Genomic DNA, 23,065 nt, shown 5'->3' with positions numbered 1-23,065 from the left:
TAGCCGGCCCTCTGATAAGAGCCGATGAAATACCAATCCCTGTTAGCCCCGATTTTAAACTTCCTGCACTGTGAAACCCCAGACGCCTGGATTGACGCCGCGCGGCGCCCGGAAAACCTGCCGTTGCTGCTGACCGACCATATGGTGTGTGAGTTAAAAGCCGCGCAGACCGGCATGTGGTTGATCCGTCGTTACGTGGCGGACAAGGAGAGCGGCGATGCGCTGCTGGCCCTGCTCAGGCCTTACGAGGCGTTTCTGCATGAAGCGCAGGGCGTGCCGGAAGCGCTGTTCAAGCAAAACAATTTCACCCGCAAGATCCTGCCGAAAAACGGCTCGGCCTATGGTCAGGATCTGGCAGATAAAATGGTGCTGCTGATCAAAGAAGAACTGCATCATTTCTCGCAGGTACTGGAGATCATGCTGGCGCGGCAGATCCCGTATAAGAAAATCACTGCCAGCCGCTATGCCAAAGGCATGATCCGTGAGATCCGCACCCACGATCCGGTCACGCTGATTGATAAACTGATTTGCGGTGCTTATATCGAAGCGCGCTCCTGCGAACGTTTCGCCCGGCTGGCACCACACCTGGACGACGAACTAAACCGCTTCTATGTTTCGCTGCTGCGCTCCGAAGCGCGCCACTATCAGGACTACCTGACATTGGCCGAACAGATTGCCGGTGGCGATATCAGCGAGCGGGTGGCCCATTTTGGTCGTATCGAAGCGGCGCTGATCCAAACCCCGGACAGCGAGTTCCGCTTCCACAGCGGCGTGCCCGTCACCGCCTGATTACCGGGCAGCCGTGAATGATGTTATTCCGGCGCGCCCAGCAACAAATCCATCGCTTTTTCTGCCAGCATGATGGTCGGCGCATTGGTATTGCCGCTGGTCACCTGTGGCATCACCGAGCAGTCGATCACCCGCAGCCGTTCAAAACCGTGCACCCGCAGTTGTAAATCCGTCACCGAGTCCTGCGGTGATTGCCCCATGCGACAGCTGCCCACCGGGTGATATACCGTTTTGCAGAAGTTGCGCACGAACTCTTCCAGTTGCGCCTCATCGTTCAGCCAAGCGGGTTGTGGCATCAGCAGATCTTTGATAATCGGTTTGAGAGCGGCGGTTTGCAGGAAACGCAGGCCGAACTTTACCGCACGCACGCTGCCGGCCAGATCTTCCGGGTGGCCGAGGTAGTTGGCATGCAGTTTCACCGGATCCCTGGGATCGCGACTGCGCAGCAACACTTCGCCACGTGCCTTCGGCTGCAGATAACCGACCTTGAGCGTGAAGCCGTGGATATTGGGCAGCGGTTCACCGGGCACGTCGTCCCAGCTGTCGAGCAGCGGCAGGAAGTGGATTTGTACGTCTGGCCTGCCGTCACCCAGGCTGTCGGTGAAAGCGGCGCCTTCCAGCACGTTTGAACTCAGTACGCCACTGCGGAATGCCAGCCATTCGGTGCCGTGACGCAGCGCCTGCAGGCCGCGATCGGCGCCGTACAGGCTGATCGGCTCGCGGGTGCTGACGTTGATCGACATATGCAGGTGATCGTGGAAGTTCTTGCCCACCGGCAGATCCGCCAGCGGTTCGATACCCAACTGTTGCAGATGTTCACGAGGCCCGATGCCGGACAGCATCAGGATCTTCGGCGATCCTACCGCCCCGGCGCTGAGGATCACTTCCTGCGTGGCATGAGCGGTGACTTCGGCGCCGCCGTTTTGGCTATACACCACGCCGGTGGCGACGTTGTTATCGAGCACCACCCGGTGCACCAGCGCATTCAGTTTCACCACCAGCCGCTGTTCGTTTCGCACCGCTTTCAGGTAAGTGCGTGCGGTGCTGGCGCGTTCGCCATTGTGGGTGGTGGTCTGGTAAAAACCGACGCCGTGCTGGCTGTCGCCGTTGAAATCGTTGCGGTAGGGAAGATCCAGCTCCTGACCGGCGCGGATAAACGCCATGCTGAGCGGGTGACGATAGCGGTTCTCGCTGACCGGCAGCAGACCCTCACCGCCGTGATAGGCATCCGACAGGCTTTCGTTGGCCTCGGCGCGTTTGAAGTAGGGCAGCACGTCCTGATAGCCCCAACCGACGCAGCCATAACGATCGGCCCACTCGTCGTAATCCTGTCGTTGGCCGCGAATATAGATCATGCCGTTGACCGAGCTGCTGCCGCCCAGCACCTTACCCTGGGCTATCTGCATGCGGCGGTTATTGGCATGCGGCTCCGGCTCGGTTTCATACGGCCAGCTTTTTTTGGCGATGATCTTCGCCACGCCGGCCGGCATCTTGATAAACAGGTTATTGTCGTCGCCACCGGCTTCCAGCAGCAGCACCCGTGCCTGAGTGCGGCGGATCAACTGCGCCGCCAGTACGCAGCCGGCGGACCCTGCGCCGACAATGATGTAATCAAAAGCGTTTTCCGACATGACTGCTCCCTGTGCGATTGCGGCATGAGCCTGTGTTGGCAGAGTATCGCAAGCGGGCGGCAGGTCAATTTGAATTCATTAATTTGTTAATGAATATCACAAAAAATATTTGTAATTTTTATTATATACATGATTTTTATGAATAAAAACAAACATGACGATATTAATATTTTGTTGGTTTTTCTGAGCGATATGGGCTGGCGAGGAAAACCTGGGGTTTTATAAATACCCGGCGCATTGTTTCTTAAAGGAATATTAAATATGAGACTTATCCGATCTGGAAAGAGGGTGTCAGAGCAAAATAGCTGCTATATGATGGCGAAACCTGTTATTGGATAAGATATTAAGAAATATGGAAATTTCGATTAATAAATCTAATTATTTAAAAGGGATTGCCATCATTCTGATGTTAATCCACCACTTGTTTGCCTATCCGAGCCGTATTAGTCCGGACATCACGGTTTATCATATGGTTAACAGCGTCGATATTGAGATGTTTGTTGGCCTGTTTGGCAAGATTTGCGTGTCGATGTTCCTGTTTCTCTCCGGTTACGGATTCTCACTGAAAAAAGAAGTCTCGTTTAAATATATCTGGGGCAAGCTGAAAAACTTATATATCAGCTACTGGATAGTGCTGTTTATCTTTGTGCCGATCGGCATCATCTTCTTTCCGGGTGAAAGATATTCCCTGTCGCCGTCGCTGTTTTTCGAAAACCTGATTGGCATTAAATCCACTTATAACAGCGAGTGGTGGTTCTTTAAACTCTATGTTTTGTACGTGCTCTCTTTGCCGCTGTTATCGCGCTTGAATATCGGCCCATTGCTGGGGCTGCTGTTTTTGGCGGCGCTGTGTGGCAAGGGGTTGCAGTATGTCGCCTGGGCACCAGAAGTATTGATCGAATATTGCACCTGGCTGCTGCCGTTTGGCTTTGGCATGGTGTTTGGCCGCAGCCAGAAAATGCCACCGAACTCGTGGCTGGCGAAACTGATCACCACCCTGAGCCGCACCCATCCGCTGATCTTGCTGATGGTGACGGTGGCCGTGTTTATTGTCGCCCATAACCCGGGGCTGCTGTTGGTGACACCGCTGTTTATTATCGCGCTGATGAAAACCGCCGATGGGCTGGGCAGTACGGTGAACCGGGTGGTGAGCGAACTGGGCAAGCATTCGCTGTACATGTGGCTGACCCACAGTTTTTATTGCTATTACTTCACTCAAAAGCTGATCTTTGCGCCGCGCTATACGCCGCTGATCCTGCTGTTGTTAATTGCGGTGTCGTACCTGACCAGCCTGGTGCTGAGCCGGATTGAGTTGGCTATCAAGGGCGGGGTGACGGGGAAAGAGCAGAAGGCGGGGTAAGGGCGTAGGGGCGCTGCATGCTGCGCCCGTTATTACCGCGGGCGCAGTAGCAAGATTACAGCGTCTTCAGCATGGTGACTTCACAGTCGACGTGGCCGGTGGTGCCCATCGCCTGGTCGATATGCTCAAAGCCCAGATGCTCATACAGGCCGATGGCCTGCGTCAGGCTGGCGGTGGTTTCTAAATAACAACAGCGGAAACCCTGTTGACGGGCGAACTCCAGTGCCTGCAGCGCCAGGCGTTTTGCCAGGCCCTGGCCGCGTAAAACCGGCAGGAAATACATTTTCTGTAATTCGCAAATATCGTCTTCACCGCCCTGCAGCGGCGCAACACCGCCACCACCGGCAATCTTGCCGTCGACTTCTATCACCCAGTAAGCGCTGCGTGGCAGGCTATAGAGCTGATACAAGACGTCCAGATTGGGGTCGGAAACGGTATAGCCTTTGTCCGCTGTCAAACCGTGCTCGGCGGAGACTTCGCGAATGACATTAGCAATAGCGGCATTATCATCAGCCGTTATTGGGCGCACCAGAAGACGTACTGGGGTTGCTGTTGTCATATTTACACTCGCCATAAGAAGAACCTTAGTGGTTCCGAAATTTCATTTTTGTTGCAGACAAAAACGCGCCGAGTTTATATCCCGGCGGCGTCCATGCAGCATTAATACCCGTCATCTTTCAAGTTGCAGCGTTGTTACCTGCACTCGTTCACCCCAGTTACTTACCTGAGTAAGCGCCTGGGGATGAGCGAGCTGGGCGCCTAGCTGCAACTTGAAAGCTATAGGGTGAACCTTGTAATAACATCTTAAGCGGGCCGGATGCAACGGCGATAAAAAAACAGCGGGGAAATCCCCGCTGTTTTCAGCTGTTGCAGCGAACCGACAGATTACAGCGCGGCGATGGTCGCCTGCTGTTCCTGCAGCTTCACTTTGCCTTCTTTGCAGGCCGTCAGACGTTCGCGCTCTTTGGCGACCACGGCTTCTGGCGCACGCGCCACAAACCCTTCGTTAGACAGCTTGCCTTCGATCGAGGCGATTTCCGCATCCAGCTTGCCCATCTCTTTCGACAGACGCGCAATCTCGGCGTCTTTATCGATAAAGCCGGCCATAGGGATCAGCAGCTCGGCACCGTCCACCAGTTTGGTGACCGACAGCGGGCCTTTGTCACCGGCAGGCAGCAGGGCGATCGACTCCAGACGCGCCAGACGCTGAATAAAGCTCTGGTTCTCCTGCACGCGGCGCTCAGCGTCGGGGTTGCAGTTGCGCAGCAGCACTTCCAGCAGTTTGCTCGGTGCAATGTTCATCTCGGCACGAATGTTACGTACCGCGGTGATCGCCTGCTTGATCCACTCCAGGTCGTTCAGCGCTTGCGTATCTTCCAGCGCGGCGTCGTACTCTGGGAACGGCTGCAGCATGATAGTGTCTGCGGTTTCGCCGGTCAGGGTTTTCACGCGCTGCCAGATGGTTTCGGTAATGAACGGGATCACCGGGTGCGCCAGGCGCAGCAGGGCTTCCAGCACGGTGATCAGCGTATGGCGAGTGCCGCGCTGTTCCGCTTCGCTGCCGTTGGTCACTACCGGCTTGGTCAGTTCCAGATACCAGTCACAGAACTGGTTCCAGGTGAATTCGTACAGGATGTTGGCAGCCAGATCGAAGCGGTAAGTGTCCAGCGCTTCGCGGTAAGCTTTCACCGTACGGTTGAATTCAGCCAGGATCCAGCGATCCGCCAGCGACAGCACTTTCTCGCCGCCGTTGAAGCCACAGTCCTGGCCTTCTGCGTTCATCAGCACAAAGCGGCTGGCGTTCCACAGCTTGTTACAGAAGTTGCGGTAGCCTTCCAGGCGCTTCATGTCCCAGTTAATGTCACGGCCGGTGGAAGCCAGTGCCGCCAGGGTGAAGCGCAGGGCGTCGGTGCCATGCGGTTCGATGCCGTTCGGGAACTGCTTCTCGGTGCGCTTGCGAATTTTCTCCGCCAGCTGCGGCTGCATCATGTTACCGGTGCGTTTTTCCAGCAGGTCTTCCAGCGAGATGCCGTCAACCATGTCCAGCGGGTCGATCACGTTACCTTTCGACTTGGACATCTTCTGCCCTTCGTCATCGCGGATCAGACCGGTCATGTAGACAGTCTTGAACGGAACCTGTGGCTTGCCGTTTTCATCCTTCATAAAGTGCATGGTCAGCATGATCATGCGCGCAATCCAGAAGAAGATAATGTCGAAGCCGCTGACCATCACGCTGGTCGGGTGGAAGGTTTTCAGCGCGTCGGTCTGTTCTGGCCAGCCCAGGGTAGAGAAGGTCCACAGGCCGGAAGAGAACCAGGTGTCCAGCACGTCTTCGTCCTGGTTCAGCATCACTTCAGGGCCCAGGTTGTTCTCGCTACGCACTTCTTCTTCGTTGCGGCCAACATAGACTTTGCCGTTCACGTCGTACCAGGCCGGGATACGGTGACCCCACCACAGCTGACGCGAGATACACCAGTCCTGAATGTCACGCATCCAACTGAAGTACATGTTTTCGTACTGCTTCGGCACGAACTGGATCTCGCCTTGCTCAACCGCTTCCACCGCCACTTTCGCCAGTGGGGCAGTACGCACGTACCATTGGTCGGTCAGCATAGGTTCGATCACCACGCCGCCGCGGTCGCCGTAAGGCACCGTCAGGTCGTGCGGTTTGATCTCTTCCAGCAGGCCCAACTCTTCAAAGGCGGCTACCACGGCTTTACGCGCCGCGAAACGCTCCAGCCCACGGAACTGGGCCGGGATTTCGTTGCAGTAGTCGGTGCAGATTTCGCCGAGGGTGTTGAACACTTCCGCTTCCTGACGGATATCACCGTCGAAAGTCAGGATGTTGATCATCGTCAGGCCGTGACGTTTACCGACTTCGTAGTCGTTAAAGTCGTGCGCCGGGGTGATTTTCACGCAGCCGGTGCCTTTTTCCATATCGGCGTGTTCGTCACCGACGATGCGGATGCGGCGGCCAACCAGCGGCAGAACGATTTCTTTGCCGATTAAATCTTTGTAGCGCGGATCTTCCGGGTTCACGGCCACGCCGGTATCACCGAGCACGGTTTCCGGACGGGTGGTGGCGACCACCAGGTAATCTTTGCCTTCGGCAGTTTTAGCGCCGTCGGCCAGCGGGTAGCGCAGGTGCCACATGGAACCTTTGGACTCGCGGTTTTCCACTTCCAGATCGGAGATGGCGGTGCGCAGTTTTGGATCCCAGTTCACCAGGCGCTTGCCACGGTAGATCAGATCTTCTTTGTGCAGGCGGACAAACACTTCGCGTACCGCGTTGGACAGGCCTTCGTCCATGGTGAAGCGCTCGCGCTCCCAGTCCACGGAGTTGCCCAGACGGCGCATCTGACGGGTGATGGTGCCGCCGGATTCTGCCTTCCACTGCCAGATTTTGTCGATGAACGCGTCGCGGCCATAGTCATGGCGGGTTTTATTTTCTTCTGCGGCGATTTTGCGCTCAACCACCATCTGGGTGGCAATACCGGCATGGTCGGTACCGGCCTGCCACAGGGTGTTTTTACCCTGCATGCGCTGGTAGCGGATCATGGTGTCCATGATGGTCTGCTGGAAGGCGTGCCCCATGTGCAGGCTGCCGGTGACGTTCGGCGGCGGGATCATGATGCAGAAGCTTTCCTGGCTGGTATCGCCATTGGGCTTGAAGTAACCCTGGTTTTCCCAGTGATCGTACAGCTTCTGTTCGATCTCTTTCGGGTCGTAGGCGGTATCGAGGTGACTGTTTGTCTTTTCCATTTTATATCGTTGTTCAGTGAGTTGGCGGCGTGGCCGTGGTCAAATGGAAGCCGACGCTGCGATAAGCTTTATATCGGTCGCGCGCCAACTGTTTCAGGGTGTCTTCGTATGGGACGAAGTCTACCACTTCATGGAAAGCAGTAGCAAAATCTGCAAACTGCGGCAGCAGGGCGATCAGCAGGTCACGCGGGGAGTTACCGCGTTTGCCGGGCCAGCACAGTTCGACCGGGGCGCCGTAATGCGGGCCTTCACCGGCCAGGTTATGCGGCACAAACTGGTGTGGATCGCGCTGCCACAGCGCTTCGTCCAACCGCTGGGCCTGTTCCTGGCTCTCGCAGGCGATCAACACCCGCTTGCCGGAGCGCCAGCGTTCGGCGGCAACGGCGCAGGCCACGGCCTCATGCGCGCTGAGCGCACCTGCGGGTTCCGCGTGTTCGATTAGATAGAACGTTGCCTGTTTCATGGTCTGATTCACCGCTGCCTATAAAAAGTGTAGGGGCACAGCATGCTGTGCCCCTCGGGATTATACCTGAATTACCACTCAGATTTAATCGTCGCCGTTTAACCCGGCGCGGTTCAACAAGAATTGAGACAGCAAGGCGACCGGACGACCGGTGGCCCCTTTGGCCTTGCCGGAGCGCCAGGCGGTGCCGGCGATATCCAGGTGTGCCCAGCTGTACTTGCGGGTAAAGCGCGACAGGAAGCAGGCCGCAGTGATCGCCCCGCCCGGACGGCCACCAATGTTCGCCATATCGGCAAAGTTGGAGTCCAGCTGCTCGTAGTACTCGTCGGACATCGGCAAGCGCCACGCACGGTCGCCGGCCTGTTCGGACGCGCCGATCAGTTCGTGCGCCAGCGGGTTGTGGTTCGACATCAGGCCGGTGATGTGGTGGCCCAGCGCGATCACGCAGGCGCCGGTCAGGGTGGCAACGTCAATCACCAGCTCCGGATCGAAACGCTCGACGTAGGTCAGGGTGTCGCACAGCACCAGGCGGCCTTCGGCGTCGGTGTTCAACACCTCGACGGTCTGGCCGGACATGGTGGTCAGCACGTCGCCCGGACGATAAGCGCTGCCGCCCGGCATGTTTTCACAGCCGGCCAGCACGCCAATCACGTTCAGCGGCAGGTTCAGTTCCGCCACTACGCGCATCACGCCGTACACGGTGGCGGCGCCACACATGTCGTACTTCATCTCGTCCATGCCTTCGGCAGGTTTGATCGAGATGCCGCCGGCATCAAAGGTCAGCCCTTTACCGACGAGCACAATTGGCTTAGCGTCCGGGTTCGGGTTGCCCTTATATTCCATCACCGACATCAATGATTCGTTACGCGACCCTGCACCCACCGCCAGATAGGCGTTCATCCCCAACTCTTTCATCTGCTGTTCGCCGATGACGCGGGTGGTGATGTTGGTGCTGAAGGCGTCTGCCAGTTGGCGAGCCTGTGAGGCCAGGTAACCTGCGTTACAGATGTTCGGCGGCATATTGCCGAGATCTTTCGCCGCCTTGATGCCGGAAGACACCGCCAGCCCGTGCTGGATCGCACGTTCACCGCTGGTGAGTTCACGACGGGTCGGCACGTTGAACACCATCTTGCGCAGCGGACGACGTGGCTCCACTTTGTTGCTTTTCAGCTGATCGAAGGTGTAGAGCGTTTCTTTTGCGGTTTCCACCGCCTGACGCACCTTCCAGTAAGTGTTGCGGCCTTTCACGTGCAGCTCGGTCAGGAAGCAGACCGCTTCCATGGAGCCGGTATCGTTAAGGGTATTGATGGTTTTTTGAATCACCTGTTTGTACTGGCGTTCATCGAGCTCGCGCTCTTTGCCACAGCCAATTAACAGGATGCGTTCGGAGAGAATGTTAGGTACATGGTGCAGCAGTAACGTCTGCCCGACTTTACCTTCCAGTTCGCCACGGCGCAGCAAAGCGCTGATATAACCATCACTGATTTTGTCGAGTTGTTCTGCGATAGGGGACAAGCGGCGCGGTTCAAAAACGCCGACTACAATACAGGCACTGCGCTGTTTTTCCGGGCTACCGCTTTTTACACTGAACTCCATGCACTCTCCTGAATCTTAAAGACAAAGGCAGGCGCTACGGCTAGAATGACGCACTCCGTAACGATCTCCCGCCATTGAGTTAACGAGTTATGTTAACCTGAACGGCGTAAATTGCTCTGTTTTGGCGACTATAGGCAAGTTCCTATAGGACACCCAAATGCTAGATGTTGTAATACTATTTTAGCTGTGTCGGTTGCCATATGATGAGAATAAATGGCGGATTAGCGATGAAACTATCGATTTTCCTGCAAAAAGACAAGTTTTCACAGGCGTAATAAGCGTGATCATCATAAGATATCTGGTACGGGAAACGCTAAAGAGCCAAATCGCGATCTTGTTCATCCTGCTTCTGATCTTCTTTTGTCAGAACCTGGTCAGGGTGTTAGGCGATGCGGTGGACGGCGATGTCCCGACAAATTTAGTTCTTTCTTTGCTCGCATTGGGTGTGCCGAAGATGGCGCAGCTAATCCTGCCATTAAGCCTGTTTCTCGGCCTATTGATGACGCTTGGGCGGCTGTATACCGACAGCGAAATCACCGTCATGCATGCCTGCGGACTGGGTAAACGAACCCTGATTATCTCGGCGATGGTGCTGGCGTTGATCACCTCCGTTGTGGCAGCGGTCAACGTGTTCTGGGCAGGTCCCATGGCCTCGCGCTATCAGGACGTGGTGCTCAGCGAAGCCAAAGCCAACCCCAGTATTGCCGGGCTGGCGGAAGGGCAGTTCAAAACCTCGCAAGATGGCAACGCGGTACTGTTTATCGGCAACGTTAAAGGCAGCACCTTCAACAACGTGTTCCTGGCGCAACTGCGGCCGAACGGCAACCAACGCCCTTCCGTGGTGGTGGCCGAGCACGGCCAGATCAACCAGATTAAAGACGGTTCGCAGGTAGTGACGCTGGACAAGGGCACCCGTTTTGAGGGCACCGCGCTGCTGCGTGACTTCCGCATTACCGATTTCAATGACTATAAAGCCGTGGTAGGCCACCGTGCGGTCGCCGTGGACGGCAACCAGGCCGAGCAGATGTCGATGACGACGCTGCTGGCGTCTGACGATCCGGACGCGCGCGCCGAGTTCCACTGGCGCCTGACGCTGGTGTTGTCGGTGGTAATTATGGCGTTGCTGGTGGTACCGCTCAGCGTGGTGAACCCGCGCCAGGGCCGCGTGCTGAGCATGCTGCCGGCCATCCTGCTGTATTTGATATTCTTCCTGCTGCAGACCTCGCTGCGTTCTAACGGCGGCAAGGGCAAGCTGGATCCGATGATATGGCTGTGGGTAGTCAACGCGGCGTACTTCGCGATCGCGCTGGCGCTGAACCTGTGGGATACCGTGCCGATGCGTAAGCTGCGTGCACGCCTGAGAGGAGCGGCCTGATGTTTGGTGTTTTAGACCGATATATCGGTAAGACAATTTTCAACACCATCATCATGACGCTGTTCATGCTGGTGTCGCTTTCCGGCATCATCAAGTTCGTCGACCAGCTGCGTAAAGTGGGCCAGGGCGAGTATACGGCGTTGAGCGCCGGGATGTTTACCCTGCTGAGCGTGCCGAAAGACATCGAGATTTTCTTCCCGATGGCGGCCCTGTTGGGTGCATTGCTCGGCCTGGGGCAACTGGCAACGCGCAGTGAACTGGTGGTGATGCAGGCTTCTGGCTTTACCCGCATGCAAATCGCCGGTTCGGTGATGAAAACCGCCATCCCGCTGGTGCTGTTGACCATGGCGATTGGCGAGTGGGTGGCACCGCAGGGCGACCAGATGGCGCGTAACTACCGTGCACAGCAGATGTACGGCGGTTCACTGCTTTCCACCAAGAACGGTCTGTGGGCGAAAGACGGTACCGACTTTATCTATATCGAACGCGTAGCGGGCGAGAAAGAGCTTTCCGGCGTAAACATCTACCACTTCAACGACCAGCGCAGACTGGAGACGGTGCGTTATGCCGCGACCGCCAGCTTTGAAGACGGCGTGTGGAAGCTTTCGCAGGTGGATACCTCTGATCTGACCGACCCGAAACAAGTGACCGGCACCCAAACGCTGACCGGCGAATGGAAAACCAACCTGACCCCGGACAAACTGGGCGTGGTGGCGCTGGATCCAACCTCTCTCTCCATCAGTGGCCTGCACAACTACGTGAAGTACCTGAAGCAGAGCGGCCAGGAAGCCAGCCGTTACCAGCTGAACATGTGGAGCAAGGTGTTCTCGCCGCTCTCCGTTGCGGTGATGATGCTGATGGCGCTGTCGTTCATCTTCGGGCCGCTGCGTAGTGTGCCGATGGGCGTGCGTGTGGTGACCGGTATCAGCTTCGGGTTCCTGTTCTACGTACTGGACCAGATATTCGGCCCGCTAAGCCTGGTGTACAACATGCCGCCGGTGCTGGGCGCGTTGCTGCCAAGCATGCTGTTCTTGTTGATCAGCGTTTATATGCTGCTAAAACGCAAGTAGCGGCGCGACAGCCAGTTTAAGAAGGCGTAGCCATTGGGTTACGCCTTTTTTGTTTCTGGCGCCTGGTGAGGCGCAGAGCGGGATTGGTGATGGTTGGACGTCGGGGCGCCGCATGCTGCGCCCACAAAACGGGCCCAACGTAACCTCGGCGACGATTTTTTCAGCACTTAACTCATTGAACAACGGATAAGTGTTGCACGCGGATCGCTGAAAGGTATAATGCCCACGTTTTCCGCATACTACTTGCAGTGCCGAAGTGGCGAAATCGGTAGACGCAGTTGATTCAAAATCAACCGTAGAGATACGTGCCGGTTCGAGTCCGGCCTTCGGCACCATACGATGCAATTAAGTCGCCTAAGGGCGGCTTTTTTTATTTCTGAAATCAGCTAGATACTCTAAATTCTGTTCGTTTCTTGTTCTCATAATATCTGATGGTATCTGTTGGCATATCGCATGATACAGGATACCGATCCGTATATCGGAAGTTCGATTTTAAGTGGTATACGGTTTTGAGCAATGTGAGCGGTTGAAAGAGGTAAAAGCCTGGAAGGTGGGGACGTCAGGGATGTGCCAAGAGGGGCGCTGTTAAGTCCGCACTGTATTCATTAGAAGGGAGAATGTCAGTCCAAGCCGCCTTCCAGTCACACAGTTGTGAAAGCTAAGCCCATATGTCCGCTGAGTGCCAAGAGCGGACATTGTCAACGTTTTATATAATTCAATGGTAACGTATATCGCTAACCTTGCCTGTAGATTTTAAAGATTTGAAGGGGGCTTAATGAAGCAACAGTCAGAATCACTTTTACCTTTTAAAATCAGTAGGATTCATACAGAAATAGGTGTATTCAAAGTCTATGGATACAGATCATCATTCCGCGCAAGGAAAATGACTATCATCCTCTCAACGGTTTTCATACTTTCCACAGATGGCTGGGAAGAGCTCGCCTTAACCCAAACCAATAATGATTTTATGAAACAACTAATTCCTTACCTAGAATGCCATTTAAAGGCAAGTTTTTAGCTTCCTAATTAGCCACAAATAGACATTATCATTGAGCCACCACAACATATGTCAAAACTAAGTTCAGATGTCCGGGGCGGGGCAAAGTTAAAATGTCCGCTCTGTGCCAGAAGCGGACGTTTTCTTTGAGCCAGAACTGCCAAATTTCTATCAGTATCAAAACCATTAAACTGTGTGTGCCGCAAAGCGGTTTTCAGGTAATCCGGGACTGAGATCAGATTTAGCTTTGAGCAATGCACCGTCATATTCAGACAGCGCAGTGAGTCCCACTGTAGCCGTGGTGCAATAGAGACGGGTAAAACCCTCACCGGCGAGTGTCGGACAGGTGCTCTGGATTCCAGGTGACGTCAGAATAACGTCTGTGGTCCCATCCGGGCGGTAACGGACAACACGGTTCCCCCCCCATTCAGCATTCCATAGATAGCCCATCTCATCCACGCAGGAGCCGTCAGGCGCGCCGCTGCCTTCGCTTTCGGCGAACACGCGCTGGTTCTGCAGCGAGGGGTAATCACAGCACATTATCCGACCCTGCATCGAGTCACAGTAATAGAGCGTGCCGCCATCGGGGCTGAAACAGATGCTGTTCGGTATAGCGACATCGGGCAGTGCAAGCATCTCAACAGTCAGCGTTGCCGCGTTGAGTCGATGAAACTTACCGATGACTTTAACGGGATAACCGTCATCCATCGTCCCGAAGACAAAATTACCGGCACGGTCACATCGTCCATCACCTATGCGGGTGCCGGTGCCTCCCGGTGAAGCGGCCACTGGGGTAATTAACCCGCTGTTGAGATCATAGAAAGCCAGCCTTGACGCGAATCCCATCAGCAGAATGTGACTTTGTTCAGTCAGTGCAAAGGAGCCGAGGCGTTCAGGCAGCGACCAGCGCATCACAGCATCATTGCCTTCTTCTATGGCGAGCAGTTCACTGGCTTCAATGTCAGTCCAGTAGAGCCTGCGGGTTCTTTCACACCACAGCGGGCACTCTCCGAGCGTATTCCTGACCTCAGCTGCAATTGAAAACATGATAATCCTCCGGATATAAAAGGTCGTACTGCACGAGGGCAAAAGTGGATAACGCAGTTACTGCAGAAAACGTGCAGAGAGCCGATCGCCGAAAAGCATGACGGCAAGTCCGATCAGCATGACAACCATTCCCCCCAGCCTGAGTAACGAAACCGGACGCCGCACAGCGCCCAGCAAGCCAAAATGGTCAATCATCTGCGAGGAAAGTAACTGTCCGACAATCGCCAGCCCGAGCAGAGCTGAAAACCCGATTTTCGGCGCAAGCACGACATAGCTGAACAGGGCACATGCGCCTATCATTCCGCCCGCCAGACTCCAGAGGGGTTGCGACGGGATCGCCGCTAGCGATGTCATCAACCCACCCCGCAGCAGCGCGTAAATCCCCAGACTGAACGCGCCCGCCGTAAATGAAAACAGCGCCGCAGTGACCGGGTCGCCGCCCAGTCCCTTTGCCAGCTGGCTGTTCAGGGTCGTCTGCAGGGTGATCCCCAGACCTGCGGCAAAAGCGATTACGTAATAGATCATGCCCATGCTTTTCACCCTGGTCAGTCGGCCTGCACCAGCGGCAGGAAGGTGTCAGCAAAAATGTCAGGCTGGTAGCCAGAGGCTGCAAAAAGGTGCTCACGCGACTCATCAATCGCCGCACGTAGTCGCGCGCTGTCTACGCCCAGCACCTTACCGTTCTGTTTAACGATGCGTCCGCCGATCATGACGGTGTCGATGTTGCTGCGCTCGGCGGCATGAACCACCGTGCCAAAGGCATTGCCGGACGGGTAAAGATTGAGATCACTGACGCTAATCAGCACCAGGTCGGCTTGTTTGCCTGGCGTCAGGCTGCCCACTTTGTCCTGCAGCCCTGCACAGGCAGCGCCATCAAGAGTCGCGGCTTTAAGGAGTTGCGCCGCCGGAAGCGTTTTCAGCGCATGTTCAGAATCGCAGCACTGCTGCTGATGCATGCCCATCACGCGCTGCAGGTAAAAGGCGACGCGCATCTCCATAAACATATCGGTGCTGTACGAGGTTTCATTGTCTACGCTCAGGCCAGGGTTGATGCCATGACGCTGCGCGGCCTCAATGGCGAACATCCCGCTTTCGATGCCATAGTGCGAATCTGAGCGCGGGCAGACATTCACCCGGACACCGGCCTCCCGTAGAATTTTCCATCCCCGGTCGGGCAGCGCCGTGCAGTGATTGAAAATATTGTCCGGACCCAGCAGCCCTTGCTGATGCAGCGACTCAAGTTCAGACCCCATCTCAGCGCCAAAGAACTCAGTGACAATCGACAGTCCCAGCCTGCGGGCCTCGGCCCACAACTCCGGCTCCAGCTGGGCCATGACGGCGAGAGAGACCAGGCTTTCAGGGTTGTCGGTGAAATACTTATCCTGCAGACGCTGCCAGTTTCCCGGCCAGTGGGCTTTATCCCATTCGCCAGCTACCGGTGCGCCGGAAGCATGAATGGCACGAATGCCGGTATCAAGCAGGGCCTCCACGGCGGCATCGGAATGCGCTGCGGTTCGGCTGTTGTGCGAGTTATCGATCATCATGGTGATGCCCGCGTCAATAGCGCCCAGCGCCGTCAGCAGGTTGCCAACATAGATATCGGCAGGACGGTAATATTTAGCGAAGGAGAAGTGCGTGGCGTTGCTGTAGTCGTCCAGGCAGGTGGCGTTTGGGTTAATGCGGCGCAGCTGTCCTTCCCATGCGTGACGATGAGAATCGACCATTCCCGGCATGGCGATCATGTTGGTGGCATCAATGACATGCGCACCCTGCACATCAAGGTTCTGGCCCACGGCGGTAATCGTTGAGCCGTTGATGAGAATATCGCCGCGCTCAATGTTACCGACGTTCCCGTCCATGCTCAGTATCGTCGCGCCACGAATCAACGTAGCCCGTGAAGTGACATTCTGATTGTTAACAATATTTCGGATGTAGTCGGTCATTAAACCTGCCTCTTTCCTGATTAATGGGGAAACGATACGCCACGTCATTAGCCTAAAAAAGATGCTTAAAACGTTTTCATAATTCATAATTCGCGAATAATCAGACTCACTTTTACCCAGGAGCAGGACGATGGATCGGATTCAGGCTATGCAGGTCTTTATAAGAGTTGCTGAAGCCGGAAGCTTTGTGCGCGCGGCAGAGACACTGTCACTGCCAGCTTCCACCGTCACCAGCACGATTAAAAATCTGGAGAGATACCTGCAGGTGCGTCTGCTTAACCGGACGACGAGGCGGGTCAGACTCACTCCTGAAGGCCTGCAGTATCTTGCGCAGTGCCGGGAAATCCTTTCACTGATTGAACACACGGAATCCAGCCTGACCGATTCCGTCAGGCGGCCCCAGGGGCGACTGCGGATAGATATGCCCGGTGGGATCGCCCATTTTATCGTCATGCCGAATCTGAAAGATTTTTACCGGCTCTATCCGGATATTTATCTGATGATTGGCGTCAGCGACCGGCAGGTTGATCTTGTTCAGGAGGGTGTGGATTGCGTCATCAGAACCGGGGAATTAACCGACTCCACGCTGGTTGCCCGTCCCCTTGGCCGGTTTCGCTGGGTGACCTGTGCCTCGCCGGACTATCTCAGGGAGTACGGTATCCCTGAGATGCCGGAAGCGTTGTCGCAGCATCGTGCGATCCATTATTTCTCCGGTTCGGGAAGACGGACCAATGAACTGCGTTTTACGCGTGGCACTGAGATGCTTTCCGTTCCGGTAGAAGGAGACGCAGCCGTTAACGAAACGGGACTCTATATCAGACTGTGTCTTGAGGGTTTTGGGCTGGCGCAGCTTGCTGAGAATGTGATTTCGGAGAATCTGCAGCAAGGCAAGCTGGTCGAGGTTCTGGCGGACTGGCAGCCACCTTCAGTGCCGGTGACGATGCTCTATCCGCATCAGCGTTTTCTCTCTCCCGCAGTGCGTGCTTTTGCTGACTGGGTCGCCGGGCTTTTTAACGATGGCGCAGGTCAAAAACGGTCTTCTCTGTAAAAGGTCGCCTTAAGTAGCAGGAATATTTATCGGAACGATAATGGAGAGTATCCACAGCAGGAGAACAGAGCGCTCTCCTGCAGTGTCAGCAAATTCAGCCCGGCTGCTGTGCCGGTTCCAGGTGTGCATTTCGTCCGGCAGCCATTCCTGTGCAGGCACCAGCGACCGCGATTGCTGCGGTCATCAGTAATGGCAATGTCCAGCCTCCGGACAACTCCTGTACTTTGCCCAGCAACAGCGGACCCATCGCCGCCATCAGATAACCGACGCTCTGCGCCATGCCTGACAGCGCGGCGGCGTCACCGGCATTTTTGGTACGTAGCCCGATGAAGGTCAGGCCCAGCATCATACTGGCACCCGAGCCGAAGCCGAGAAGAGCAGCCCACAACATCGCCAGATTTGGCAGGTATAGGATGCCGATAAAGGACGCAGCGGTTAACAGGCTGACGCCGGCAGCGGCTGCTTTCTGATCGTTGAGGCGATGCAGCGTGGCCGCCAGAATCAGGCCGGGAATAGCTGTGGTCAGCTGAAGAATGCCGTGTACTTCACCGGCCTGGGCTGAGGAGAGTCCACTGTCCGTTAGAATGGCGGGTAGCCAGCCGACAGCAACATAAAACGGCATCGCATTCAGGCCCATAAACAAGGTGACCTGCCATGCCAGAGGCGAGCGCCAGACCGCGACGGTCGCCGCTTTTTTCTCACCCTCTCCTGGCAACTGATGCTTCATCTTTAACTGGGGCAACCATAAAAGCAACGCAAGCAGCGGTGCAATAACCAGCATGGCTAACGCGATGTTCCAGCCCCAGCCCTGCGTCAGAGGAATGACAATGGCTGAACCAATAGCACCAGCCGCGCCCATGGTGATGGAATATGCCCCCGTCACGGAAGCCACGTTGCCAGAAAAGTCACGTTTGATAAGGCCAGGCAGCAGGACATTGCCGAGGGCAATCCCGATACCTATCAATATGGTTCCGCCATAAAGCGCCCAGACACTGCCTGCGGAGCGAAGCAGGATGCCCGCTGAAATCACGGCCAAGGCACCAAAAAGGGTGCGTTCAAGACCGTACTTGTGTGAGATGGATGCGCTCAGCGGTGAAAAGGCGGCAAAGGCCAGCAAAGGCAGCGAGTTAAGCAACCCAACGGCAGTAATACTTAGCCCAAAATCATGGCGAATAGACTCTAAAACGGGTGCGATAGCGGTAAAAGGAACACGCAGGTTGATAGCTATAAAAAGGATGCCGGTCACAAGTATGATTGAAGACCACTTGTTCGTAGTGTGGGACATAAATTTTGCTTTCTCTGGTAAAAAGAAAGACTTTAAAGGACGCATGAGTTACAGAATATAGATAATCTGACAACATATAACTAAATCATGCCAGTTAATAAAAAACCGGTGACCTCACCGGATGAGTTTAATGCCGATGCTTTCAGTCAGGCTGCTATCGCGCTGCATGTATCATCGTCAGGCGAGTATGCAGGTCAGAGTCCGCACTCTCACCGTAAGGGACAACTTATTATCTCTTTGCGCGGTGCAGTGAGCTGTGAGGTTGAGGATGCGCTGTGGCTTGTTCCACCGGGACATGCTGTCTGGGTTCCGGGTAAAATTCCCCACAGTTGCCGGGTCACGAAGAATGCAGATACCTGCTTTTTGTTCATCGAACCCGGCGCGGCAGCGATGCCGGAAATCTGCTGTACCCTGGCGATGACTTCTCTGGTCCGCGAGCTTGTTCTGTATCTGGCAGAGCAGGGACAGGCTTATTCTCCTGACAGTAAAACTGCCAGGCTCGCAGCGGTGCTGCTGGAGCATATTCCGGATGTGCCGGTTGAAGCGCTCCATCTTCCCGTATCCGATCATCCTAAAATCCGGAATATGGCGGAGGCACTTTTTAATGAGCCTGATGATCGGCGAACGTTAAAGCAGTGGGCTGCACATCTGGTCACCAGCGAACGATCGCTGGCCAGGCTGATAAAAGAGGCGACAGGAATGAGCTTTGGTCGCTGGCGTCAACAACTGCATTTGATGATTGCCCTGAGCCATCTGGCTGAAGGTCAGTCCGTGCAGCGTGTAGCCGGAACGCTGGGATATGATTCGGTCAGCGCGTTTATTACGATGTTCAGAAAAGCGCTGGGTAAATCACGGACGCAATATTTTTCGTCTCTAAACTAATGCAAAACAACACAAACCGAATTTTTATAAAGAACGTCAACGTCCGCTGTTCGCTCATAGATGCCCTTTGGTATTGTCGTGGGTAGCCCTGTGCCAGGAGCGAACGTTCATTGGTTCTAGAAATGCTCTCATGTCGTGGCCAATTTTTGTCGGCCACTTCAGTGCACAGCACCCGTTATGGCTGGCTGAGCTGGCGTCTGGCGCTTTACGCCGTGCTGATCTGGGGATTCTGGAAAATCTGGCACGCACCGGGCTGCAAGCCAGAATACCGGCAACTGCTCAAACGCATGGCCATCGCGTGCGCGGTATTTGCCCTGGCATGTGAATACAGCCTCTTTGGTGGAGGGCTGACGTTATGATGACCAACAGCTATCTGGAGTATTTCCTGACGCTGCTCGGCTGGCTGATTAACAACGGCCTGTGGGAGCTGCTGGTCAGCACTGGGCTGTTTGTGCTGCCATTGCTGTTCAAGGTGGCGGCCATCTGGCTGAAGGTGCGTGAGGAAGGTGAGGATGAGGGCAACAAAGGGATGTTGTCCCTGCCGCGCATCGAGAACCTGCTCTACGGCGCGTTTTTTGTGATGCTTGCCTGCTGCCTGCCGCTGATGAATGTCAGCCTGGATACCATCAAATATGACAGCAGTCGGGCGGCAACTTGCGGTACCTGGACACCCAAAAAGCCGGATGAAACCGGGTACGCCAATATCATGTCGAGTATGAACGGCCAAACGGCGAAGGTGCCGGTGTGGTGGTTGGTAGTGCATAAGCTGTCGAAGGGGATCACCTCGGCGGCCGTGGCCACCATTCCGTGCCGGCCGGATCTGCGGCAGGTCCGCTTTGAGGTCCAGCACAGTCGGGTCAACAACCCAGCACTGGCAAAGGAGCTGCAGGACTTCACCAACGACTGCTACGCGCTAGCGTTGTATTCCTGGCAGAACCGCGACCAGGGACAAACGACCGACAAGGCCACACTGCGTGATATCGAGTGGCTGGGGTCGAAAACCTTCCTGAACGGCTACTACAACAACCTGCAGTCGAAAACGCCGCGAGCCAGCTTCCCGTGGAATGAGGCGAGGGACAGCGGCCGGCCAAACACCGGACGGGGTGGGTACCCGACCTGCAGCGAGTGGTGGTCAGCCGGCGAGACGGGCCTGGAGGCCCGCGTGGTGAAACAGGTCGACCCGGGCGTGATGCTGCGGATGTCCGCCGCGCTGAAAATGATGGGGCAGCCAGATGCGGACTATAAAGAGGCGGTAGTGCGCCGCCTGGTCAGCCCAGATAACCTGACCGTCTCCCAGGGCGGACGGGCGTATGCTGGCTATGGTGGTAACGCTGACTTTACCCTGGACAACTCGGTTAACCGTATTGCCTCGATGGGCGGGACCGCGCTGGGGAGCCTGGCGGCGTATCCGGCATTTGATGCGATGCGTCAGGCGCTGCCGATGGTGCAGGCGGTACTGTTGATGGCGGTGTATATCATGGTGCCGCTCATCCTGGCATTCGCAGCCTATGAGTATAAGACGGTGATCACGGTGACATTCGTGGTGTTTGCGCTGAATTTCCTGACGTTCTGGTGGGAGCTGGCGCGCTGGCTGGACAGTTGGCTGCTGGAAGCACTATATGGCTCGGATACACACAGTCGTTGGAATGTAGCCGGGTTCCAAAACAGCACGGATGACCTGATTATGAACCTAGTAATGGGGTGCATGTTTATCGTGTTACCGGCGGTATGGTTAGGGGCACTTTCTTGGGCGGGGATTAGTATGGGGCATGCACTTGGCCAGGCTATCAGCACAGGAACTCAAGATTCAAAAGCTGCAGGTAGTCAGTTGGGAAGTGCAGCGGGAAGTGCTATTACACAGCAAGCCAGTAAATGAAAAAATAAGGCTGGATTGTATATCCGGCTTAATCATTCTGGTGCCAAGTCTGCCTATCATATGTGTTTTTATAAGGTTCATTTTCCCATGAAAAACGTTCGTAACTGTTTTTCTTTAGTCTTGTCTGACTTGTTGCACCAGTTGTTTGTCGTAAAGCATTCTGAATGATTGAAGCTACTGCCCAAAGAGCAATAATACAACCCAAGCTGGCTAAACTGACAATGGCATATGTCGATAACAGAGCGACAAGCACTACACCCAAAAATACAATAGGAATGTGTCCTATCCAAGAGGGAAGGTTTCTCTCCTGAACCTTCCCTACGCATACATTGTCCCAATGTTTCATTGCAGATGACAGGCGTTTCCAAGCCTTGGCGACATTTCTCCCGCGTTGGTAGGCTCGTTCATGATTTGATTGTTCCATTACCCCCCCTAAATGCCAAAGGAATATGTTTATTTCGCCCACTATAGTCGAAATAACAACCAATTACTATTTGTCGGCCACCACTGACAACAGTTGTCCAGGTTGGTTTTTCTGTGTCTGATGACTACCTCAGGCTTAGTAAAGTATTCTGTTCCCCGAGAGATGATTTTGTTTCTAAATCTGATGTAGCCCCCTGAAACACCAGACAGTAGCTGTATCTCCAGATAAGAGATAGGCTTGAATATATGTCTAACACTAACACCAATTTTGAGATGACCGGGATCCTGTTAGGGCAAGAAGTCCGTAAACGTAAAACTCCTCAGGAAAAGATCGCCATTATCCAGCAGACGATGGAGCCAGGCATGAATGTCTCCCATGTCGCCCGCCTGCATGGCATCCAGCCCAGCCTGCTGTTTAAGTGGAAGAAGCAGTATCAGGAAGGCAGCCTCACCGCCGTTGCGGCCGGAGAAGAAGTCGTTCCAGCTTCTGAGCTTACTGCTGCTCTGAAGCAGGTCCGGGAGCTTCAGCGCCTGCTGGGCAAGAAGACGATGGAAGTTGAGATCCTGAAAGAAGCTGTGGAGTACGGTCAGTCGCGAAAATGGATAGCGCACGCGCCCTTGTTGCCAAAGGACGGGGAATAGCCCTGGTCAGCCGCACCATGGGCGTGTCGCGTGCGCAGCTGTCACTGCGAATTAACCGTTCTGCCGACTGGCAGGACAGGCGCTGTAAGCGGCGTAATGATGAAGCAGACGCTGAAATACTGTCAGAGCTCCTCGATATCATCAGCGATATGCCCAGTTACGGCTATCGCCGTGTGTGGGGCATCCTGCGTAAGCAACGTCGCACAGAGGGGCTGACACCCGTGAACGCCAAACGGCTTTACAGGATAATGAGCGAGCATAATCTGTTGTTATTGCATGACAAACCAGAGCGGCCAAAGCGTGAACATAAGGGCAAAATAGCGGTGGCAGAAAGCGATATGCGCTGGTGTTCAGATGGCTTCGAGTTCGGCTGTGACAACGGAGAAAAACTGCGGGTTACGTTCGCGCTGGACTGTTGCGACAGAGAGGCCATAGACTGGGCTGCAAGCACCGGAGGCTACGACAGTTCGACGGTGCAGGATGTGATGCTGAGGTCGGTGGAAAAGCGCTTCGGCGACAGGCTGCCGGAAACACCAGTGCAGTGGCTGACGGACAACGGTTCAGCATATACCGCGCATGAAACGCGGAGGTTCGCCAAAGAGCTGAATCTGGAGCCGTGTACAACAGCGGTGAGCAGCCCGCAGAGCAATGGCATGGCCGAACGGTTCGTGAAGACGATGAAGGAAGACTATATCGCGTTCATGCCGAAACCGGATGTGAGAACAGCCCTGCGAAACCTTGCAGCGGCGTTCACGCATTACAATGAAAACCACCCGCACAGTGCGCTGGGATATCACTCTCCGAGAGAATACCGGCGGCAACGTGCATCGTTAACCTAAGATACAAAAGCTGTCCGGAGATGGTGGGTCAAGATCA

General features: G+C 55.1%; 18 protein-coding genes, 1 tRNA gene and 1 pseudogene. 10 read left to right on the top strand and 10 right to left on the bottom strand.

Going from position 1 to position 23,065, the window contains the following annotated elements:
* The first annotated feature begins 24 nt into the window (after nt 1-24).
* A complete protein-coding gene (miaE, locus tag BEI65_RS21695) occupies nt 25-789 on the top strand; it encodes a tRNA isopentenyl-2-thiomethyl-A-37 hydroxylase MiaE (RefSeq protein WP_085119538.1) in 765 nt (254 codons plus the stop codon).
* A gap of 23 nt (nt 790-812) precedes the next feature.
* Here the strand turns inward: miaE and BEI65_RS21690 are convergent, their stop codons facing one another.
* The gene (locus BEI65_RS21690; protein WP_099065050.1) at nt 813-2,420 is read right to left on the bottom strand and encodes a GMC family oxidoreductase; all 1,608 of its coding nucleotides are present in this window, start codon (nt 2,418-2,420) and stop codon (nt 813-815) included.
* 352 nt (nt 2,421-2,772) lie between these two features.
* Between BEI65_RS21690 and BEI65_RS21685 the strand changes: the two genes are divergently transcribed.
* Entirely contained in the window at nt 2,773-3,780 is a 1,008-nt protein-coding gene (locus BEI65_RS21685) for an acyltransferase (protein ID WP_099065049.1), read from the top strand.
* 55 nt (nt 3,781-3,835) lie between these two features.
* Here BEI65_RS21685 and BEI65_RS21680 read toward each other — a convergent pair whose 3' ends face one another.
* The 4 genes from BEI65_RS21680 to pepA all read right to left on the bottom strand — a co-directional run bounded on the left by BEI65_RS21680 (nt 3,836) and on the right by pepA (nt 9,601).
* Entirely contained in the window at nt 3,836-4,339 is a 504-nt protein-coding gene (locus tag BEI65_RS21680; protein WP_099065048.1) for a GNAT family N-acetyltransferase, read from the bottom strand.
* A gap of 326 nt (nt 4,340-4,665) precedes the next feature.
* The gene (locus BEI65_RS21670) at nt 4,666-7,542 is read right to left on the bottom strand and encodes a valine--tRNA ligase (protein ID WP_099065047.1); all 2,877 of its coding nucleotides are present in this window, start codon (nt 7,540-7,542) and stop codon (nt 4,666-4,668) included.
* 13 nt (nt 7,543-7,555) lie between these two features.
* Nucleotides 7,556-8,005, bottom strand: coding sequence for a DNA polymerase III subunit chi (locus BEI65_RS21665; RefSeq protein WP_012005017.1), 450 nt, complete (start codon nt 8,003-8,005; stop codon nt 7,556-7,558).
* An 84-nt stretch (nt 8,006-8,089) separates the two neighbouring features.
* Nucleotides 8,090-9,601, bottom strand: coding sequence for a leucyl aminopeptidase (gene pepA / locus BEI65_RS21660; RefSeq protein WP_012005018.1), 1,512 nt, complete (start codon nt 9,599-9,601; stop codon nt 8,090-8,092).
* 280 nt (nt 9,602-9,881) lie between these two features.
* Between pepA and lptF the strand changes: the two genes are divergently transcribed.
* The 3 genes from lptF (at nt 9,882) to BEI65_RS21645 (ending at nt 12,381) form a co-directional block, all read left to right on the top strand.
* On the top strand, nt 9,882-10,976 hold the full coding sequence (gene lptF / locus BEI65_RS21655; protein WP_099065046.1) for an LPS export ABC transporter permease LptF: 1,095 nt from the start codon (nt 9,882-9,884) through the stop codon (nt 10,974-10,976).
* On the top strand, nt 10,976-12,046 hold the full coding sequence (gene lptG, locus BEI65_RS21650) for an LPS export ABC transporter permease LptG (RefSeq protein WP_099065045.1): 1,071 nt from the start codon (nt 10,976-10,978) through the stop codon (nt 12,044-12,046). Before lptF ends, lptG begins: the two co-directional genes overlap by 1 nt.
* A 250-nt stretch (nt 12,047-12,296) precedes the next feature.
* A tRNA-Leu gene (locus BEI65_RS21645) sits at nt 12,297-12,381 on the top strand.
* 848 nt (nt 12,382-13,229) lie between these two features.
* Here the strand turns inward: BEI65_RS21645 and BEI65_RS21635 are convergent.
* Genes BEI65_RS21635 through BEI65_RS21625 form a run of 3 tightly spaced genes read right to left on the bottom strand, consistent with a single transcriptional unit; the run spans nt 13,230 to nt 16,033 of the window.
* Nucleotides 13,230-14,090 carry an SMP-30/gluconolactonase/LRE family protein gene (locus BEI65_RS21635; RefSeq protein WP_004958559.1) on the bottom strand — a complete coding sequence of 287 codons (861 nt, stop codon included), beginning with the start codon at nt 14,088-14,090 and terminating at the stop codon, nt 13,230-13,232.
* A 57-nt stretch (nt 14,091-14,147) separates the two neighbouring features.
* Nucleotides 14,148-14,621: a DMT family transporter gene (locus tag BEI65_RS21630; RefSeq protein WP_004958554.1), complete on the bottom strand. Its 474-nt coding sequence runs from the start codon at nt 14,619-14,621 to the stop codon at nt 14,148-14,150.
* A gap of 14 nt (nt 14,622-14,635) precedes the next feature.
* The gene (locus BEI65_RS21625; RefSeq protein ID WP_039991723.1) at nt 14,636-16,033 is read right to left on the bottom strand and encodes an amidohydrolase family protein; all 1,398 of its coding nucleotides are present in this window, start codon (nt 16,031-16,033) and stop codon (nt 14,636-14,638) included.
* A gap of 130 nt (nt 16,034-16,163) precedes the next feature.
* On the opposite strand from BEI65_RS21625, the gene BEI65_RS21620 reads away from it, so the two are divergent.
* Nucleotides 16,164-17,081, top strand: a complete 918-nt coding sequence (locus tag BEI65_RS21620; RefSeq protein WP_004958547.1) for a LysR family transcriptional regulator — start codon at nt 16,164-16,166, stop codon at nt 17,079-17,081.
* A 94-nt stretch (nt 17,082-17,175) separates the two neighbouring features.
* Here BEI65_RS21620 and BEI65_RS21615 read toward each other — a convergent pair whose 3' ends face one another.
* Nucleotides 17,176-18,366 carry an MFS transporter gene (locus tag BEI65_RS21615; protein WP_039991721.1) on the bottom strand — a complete coding sequence of 397 codons (1,191 nt, stop codon included), beginning with the start codon at nt 18,364-18,366 and terminating at the stop codon, nt 17,176-17,178.
* Between the two features lie 87 nt (nt 18,367-18,453).
* Between BEI65_RS21615 and BEI65_RS21610 the strand changes: the two genes are divergently transcribed.
* The 3 genes and pseudogenes from BEI65_RS21610 (at nt 18,454) to BEI65_RS21600 (ending at nt 21,124) form a co-directional block, all read left to right on the top strand.
* The gene (locus BEI65_RS21610) at nt 18,454-19,248 is read left to right on the top strand and encodes a helix-turn-helix domain-containing protein (protein WP_099065044.1); all 795 of its coding nucleotides are present in this window, start codon (nt 18,454-18,456) and stop codon (nt 19,246-19,248) included.
* A 161-nt stretch (nt 19,249-19,409) separates the two neighbouring features.
* Nucleotides 19,410-19,607: pseudogene (locus tag BEI65_RS21605) on the top strand (hypothetical protein); the annotation flags it as partial.
* Nucleotides 19,604-21,124 carry a conjugal transfer protein TraG N-terminal domain-containing protein gene (locus BEI65_RS21600; protein WP_099065043.1) on the top strand — a complete coding sequence of 507 codons (1,521 nt, stop codon included), beginning with the start codon at nt 19,604-19,606 and terminating at the stop codon, nt 21,122-21,124. The pseudogene BEI65_RS21605 and the gene BEI65_RS21600, both read left to right, overlap by 4 nt.
* Before the next feature lie 28 nt (nt 21,125-21,152).
* Here the strand turns inward: BEI65_RS21600 and BEI65_RS26890 are convergent, their stop codons facing one another.
* The gene (locus tag BEI65_RS26890) at nt 21,153-21,548 is read right to left on the bottom strand and encodes an MFS transporter (RefSeq protein WP_142591083.1); all 396 of its coding nucleotides are present in this window, start codon (nt 21,546-21,548) and stop codon (nt 21,153-21,155) included.
* Between the two features lie 272 nt (nt 21,549-21,820).
* Between BEI65_RS26890 and BEI65_RS21595 the strand changes: the two genes are divergently transcribed.
* Nucleotides 21,821-23,028, top strand: a protein-coding gene (locus BEI65_RS21595) for an IS3 family transposase (RefSeq protein WP_088499556.1) whose coding sequence is annotated in 2 segments (ribosomal slippage) — nt 21,821-22,142 and nt 22,142-23,028 — 1,209 coding nt in all. Because the reading frame shifts where the segments join, the coding sequence is not laid out codon by codon here.
* Nucleotides 23,029-23,065 lie beyond the last annotated feature (37 nt).

Origin of the sequence: Serratia sp. BW106 (assembly GCF_002607755.1) — a bacterium.
GTDB classification, from domain to species: Bacteria; Pseudomonadota; Gammaproteobacteria; order Enterobacterales; family Enterobacteriaceae; genus Serratia; species Serratia proteamaculans.
This window is presented reverse-complemented; position numbering and strand designations above follow the sequence as displayed.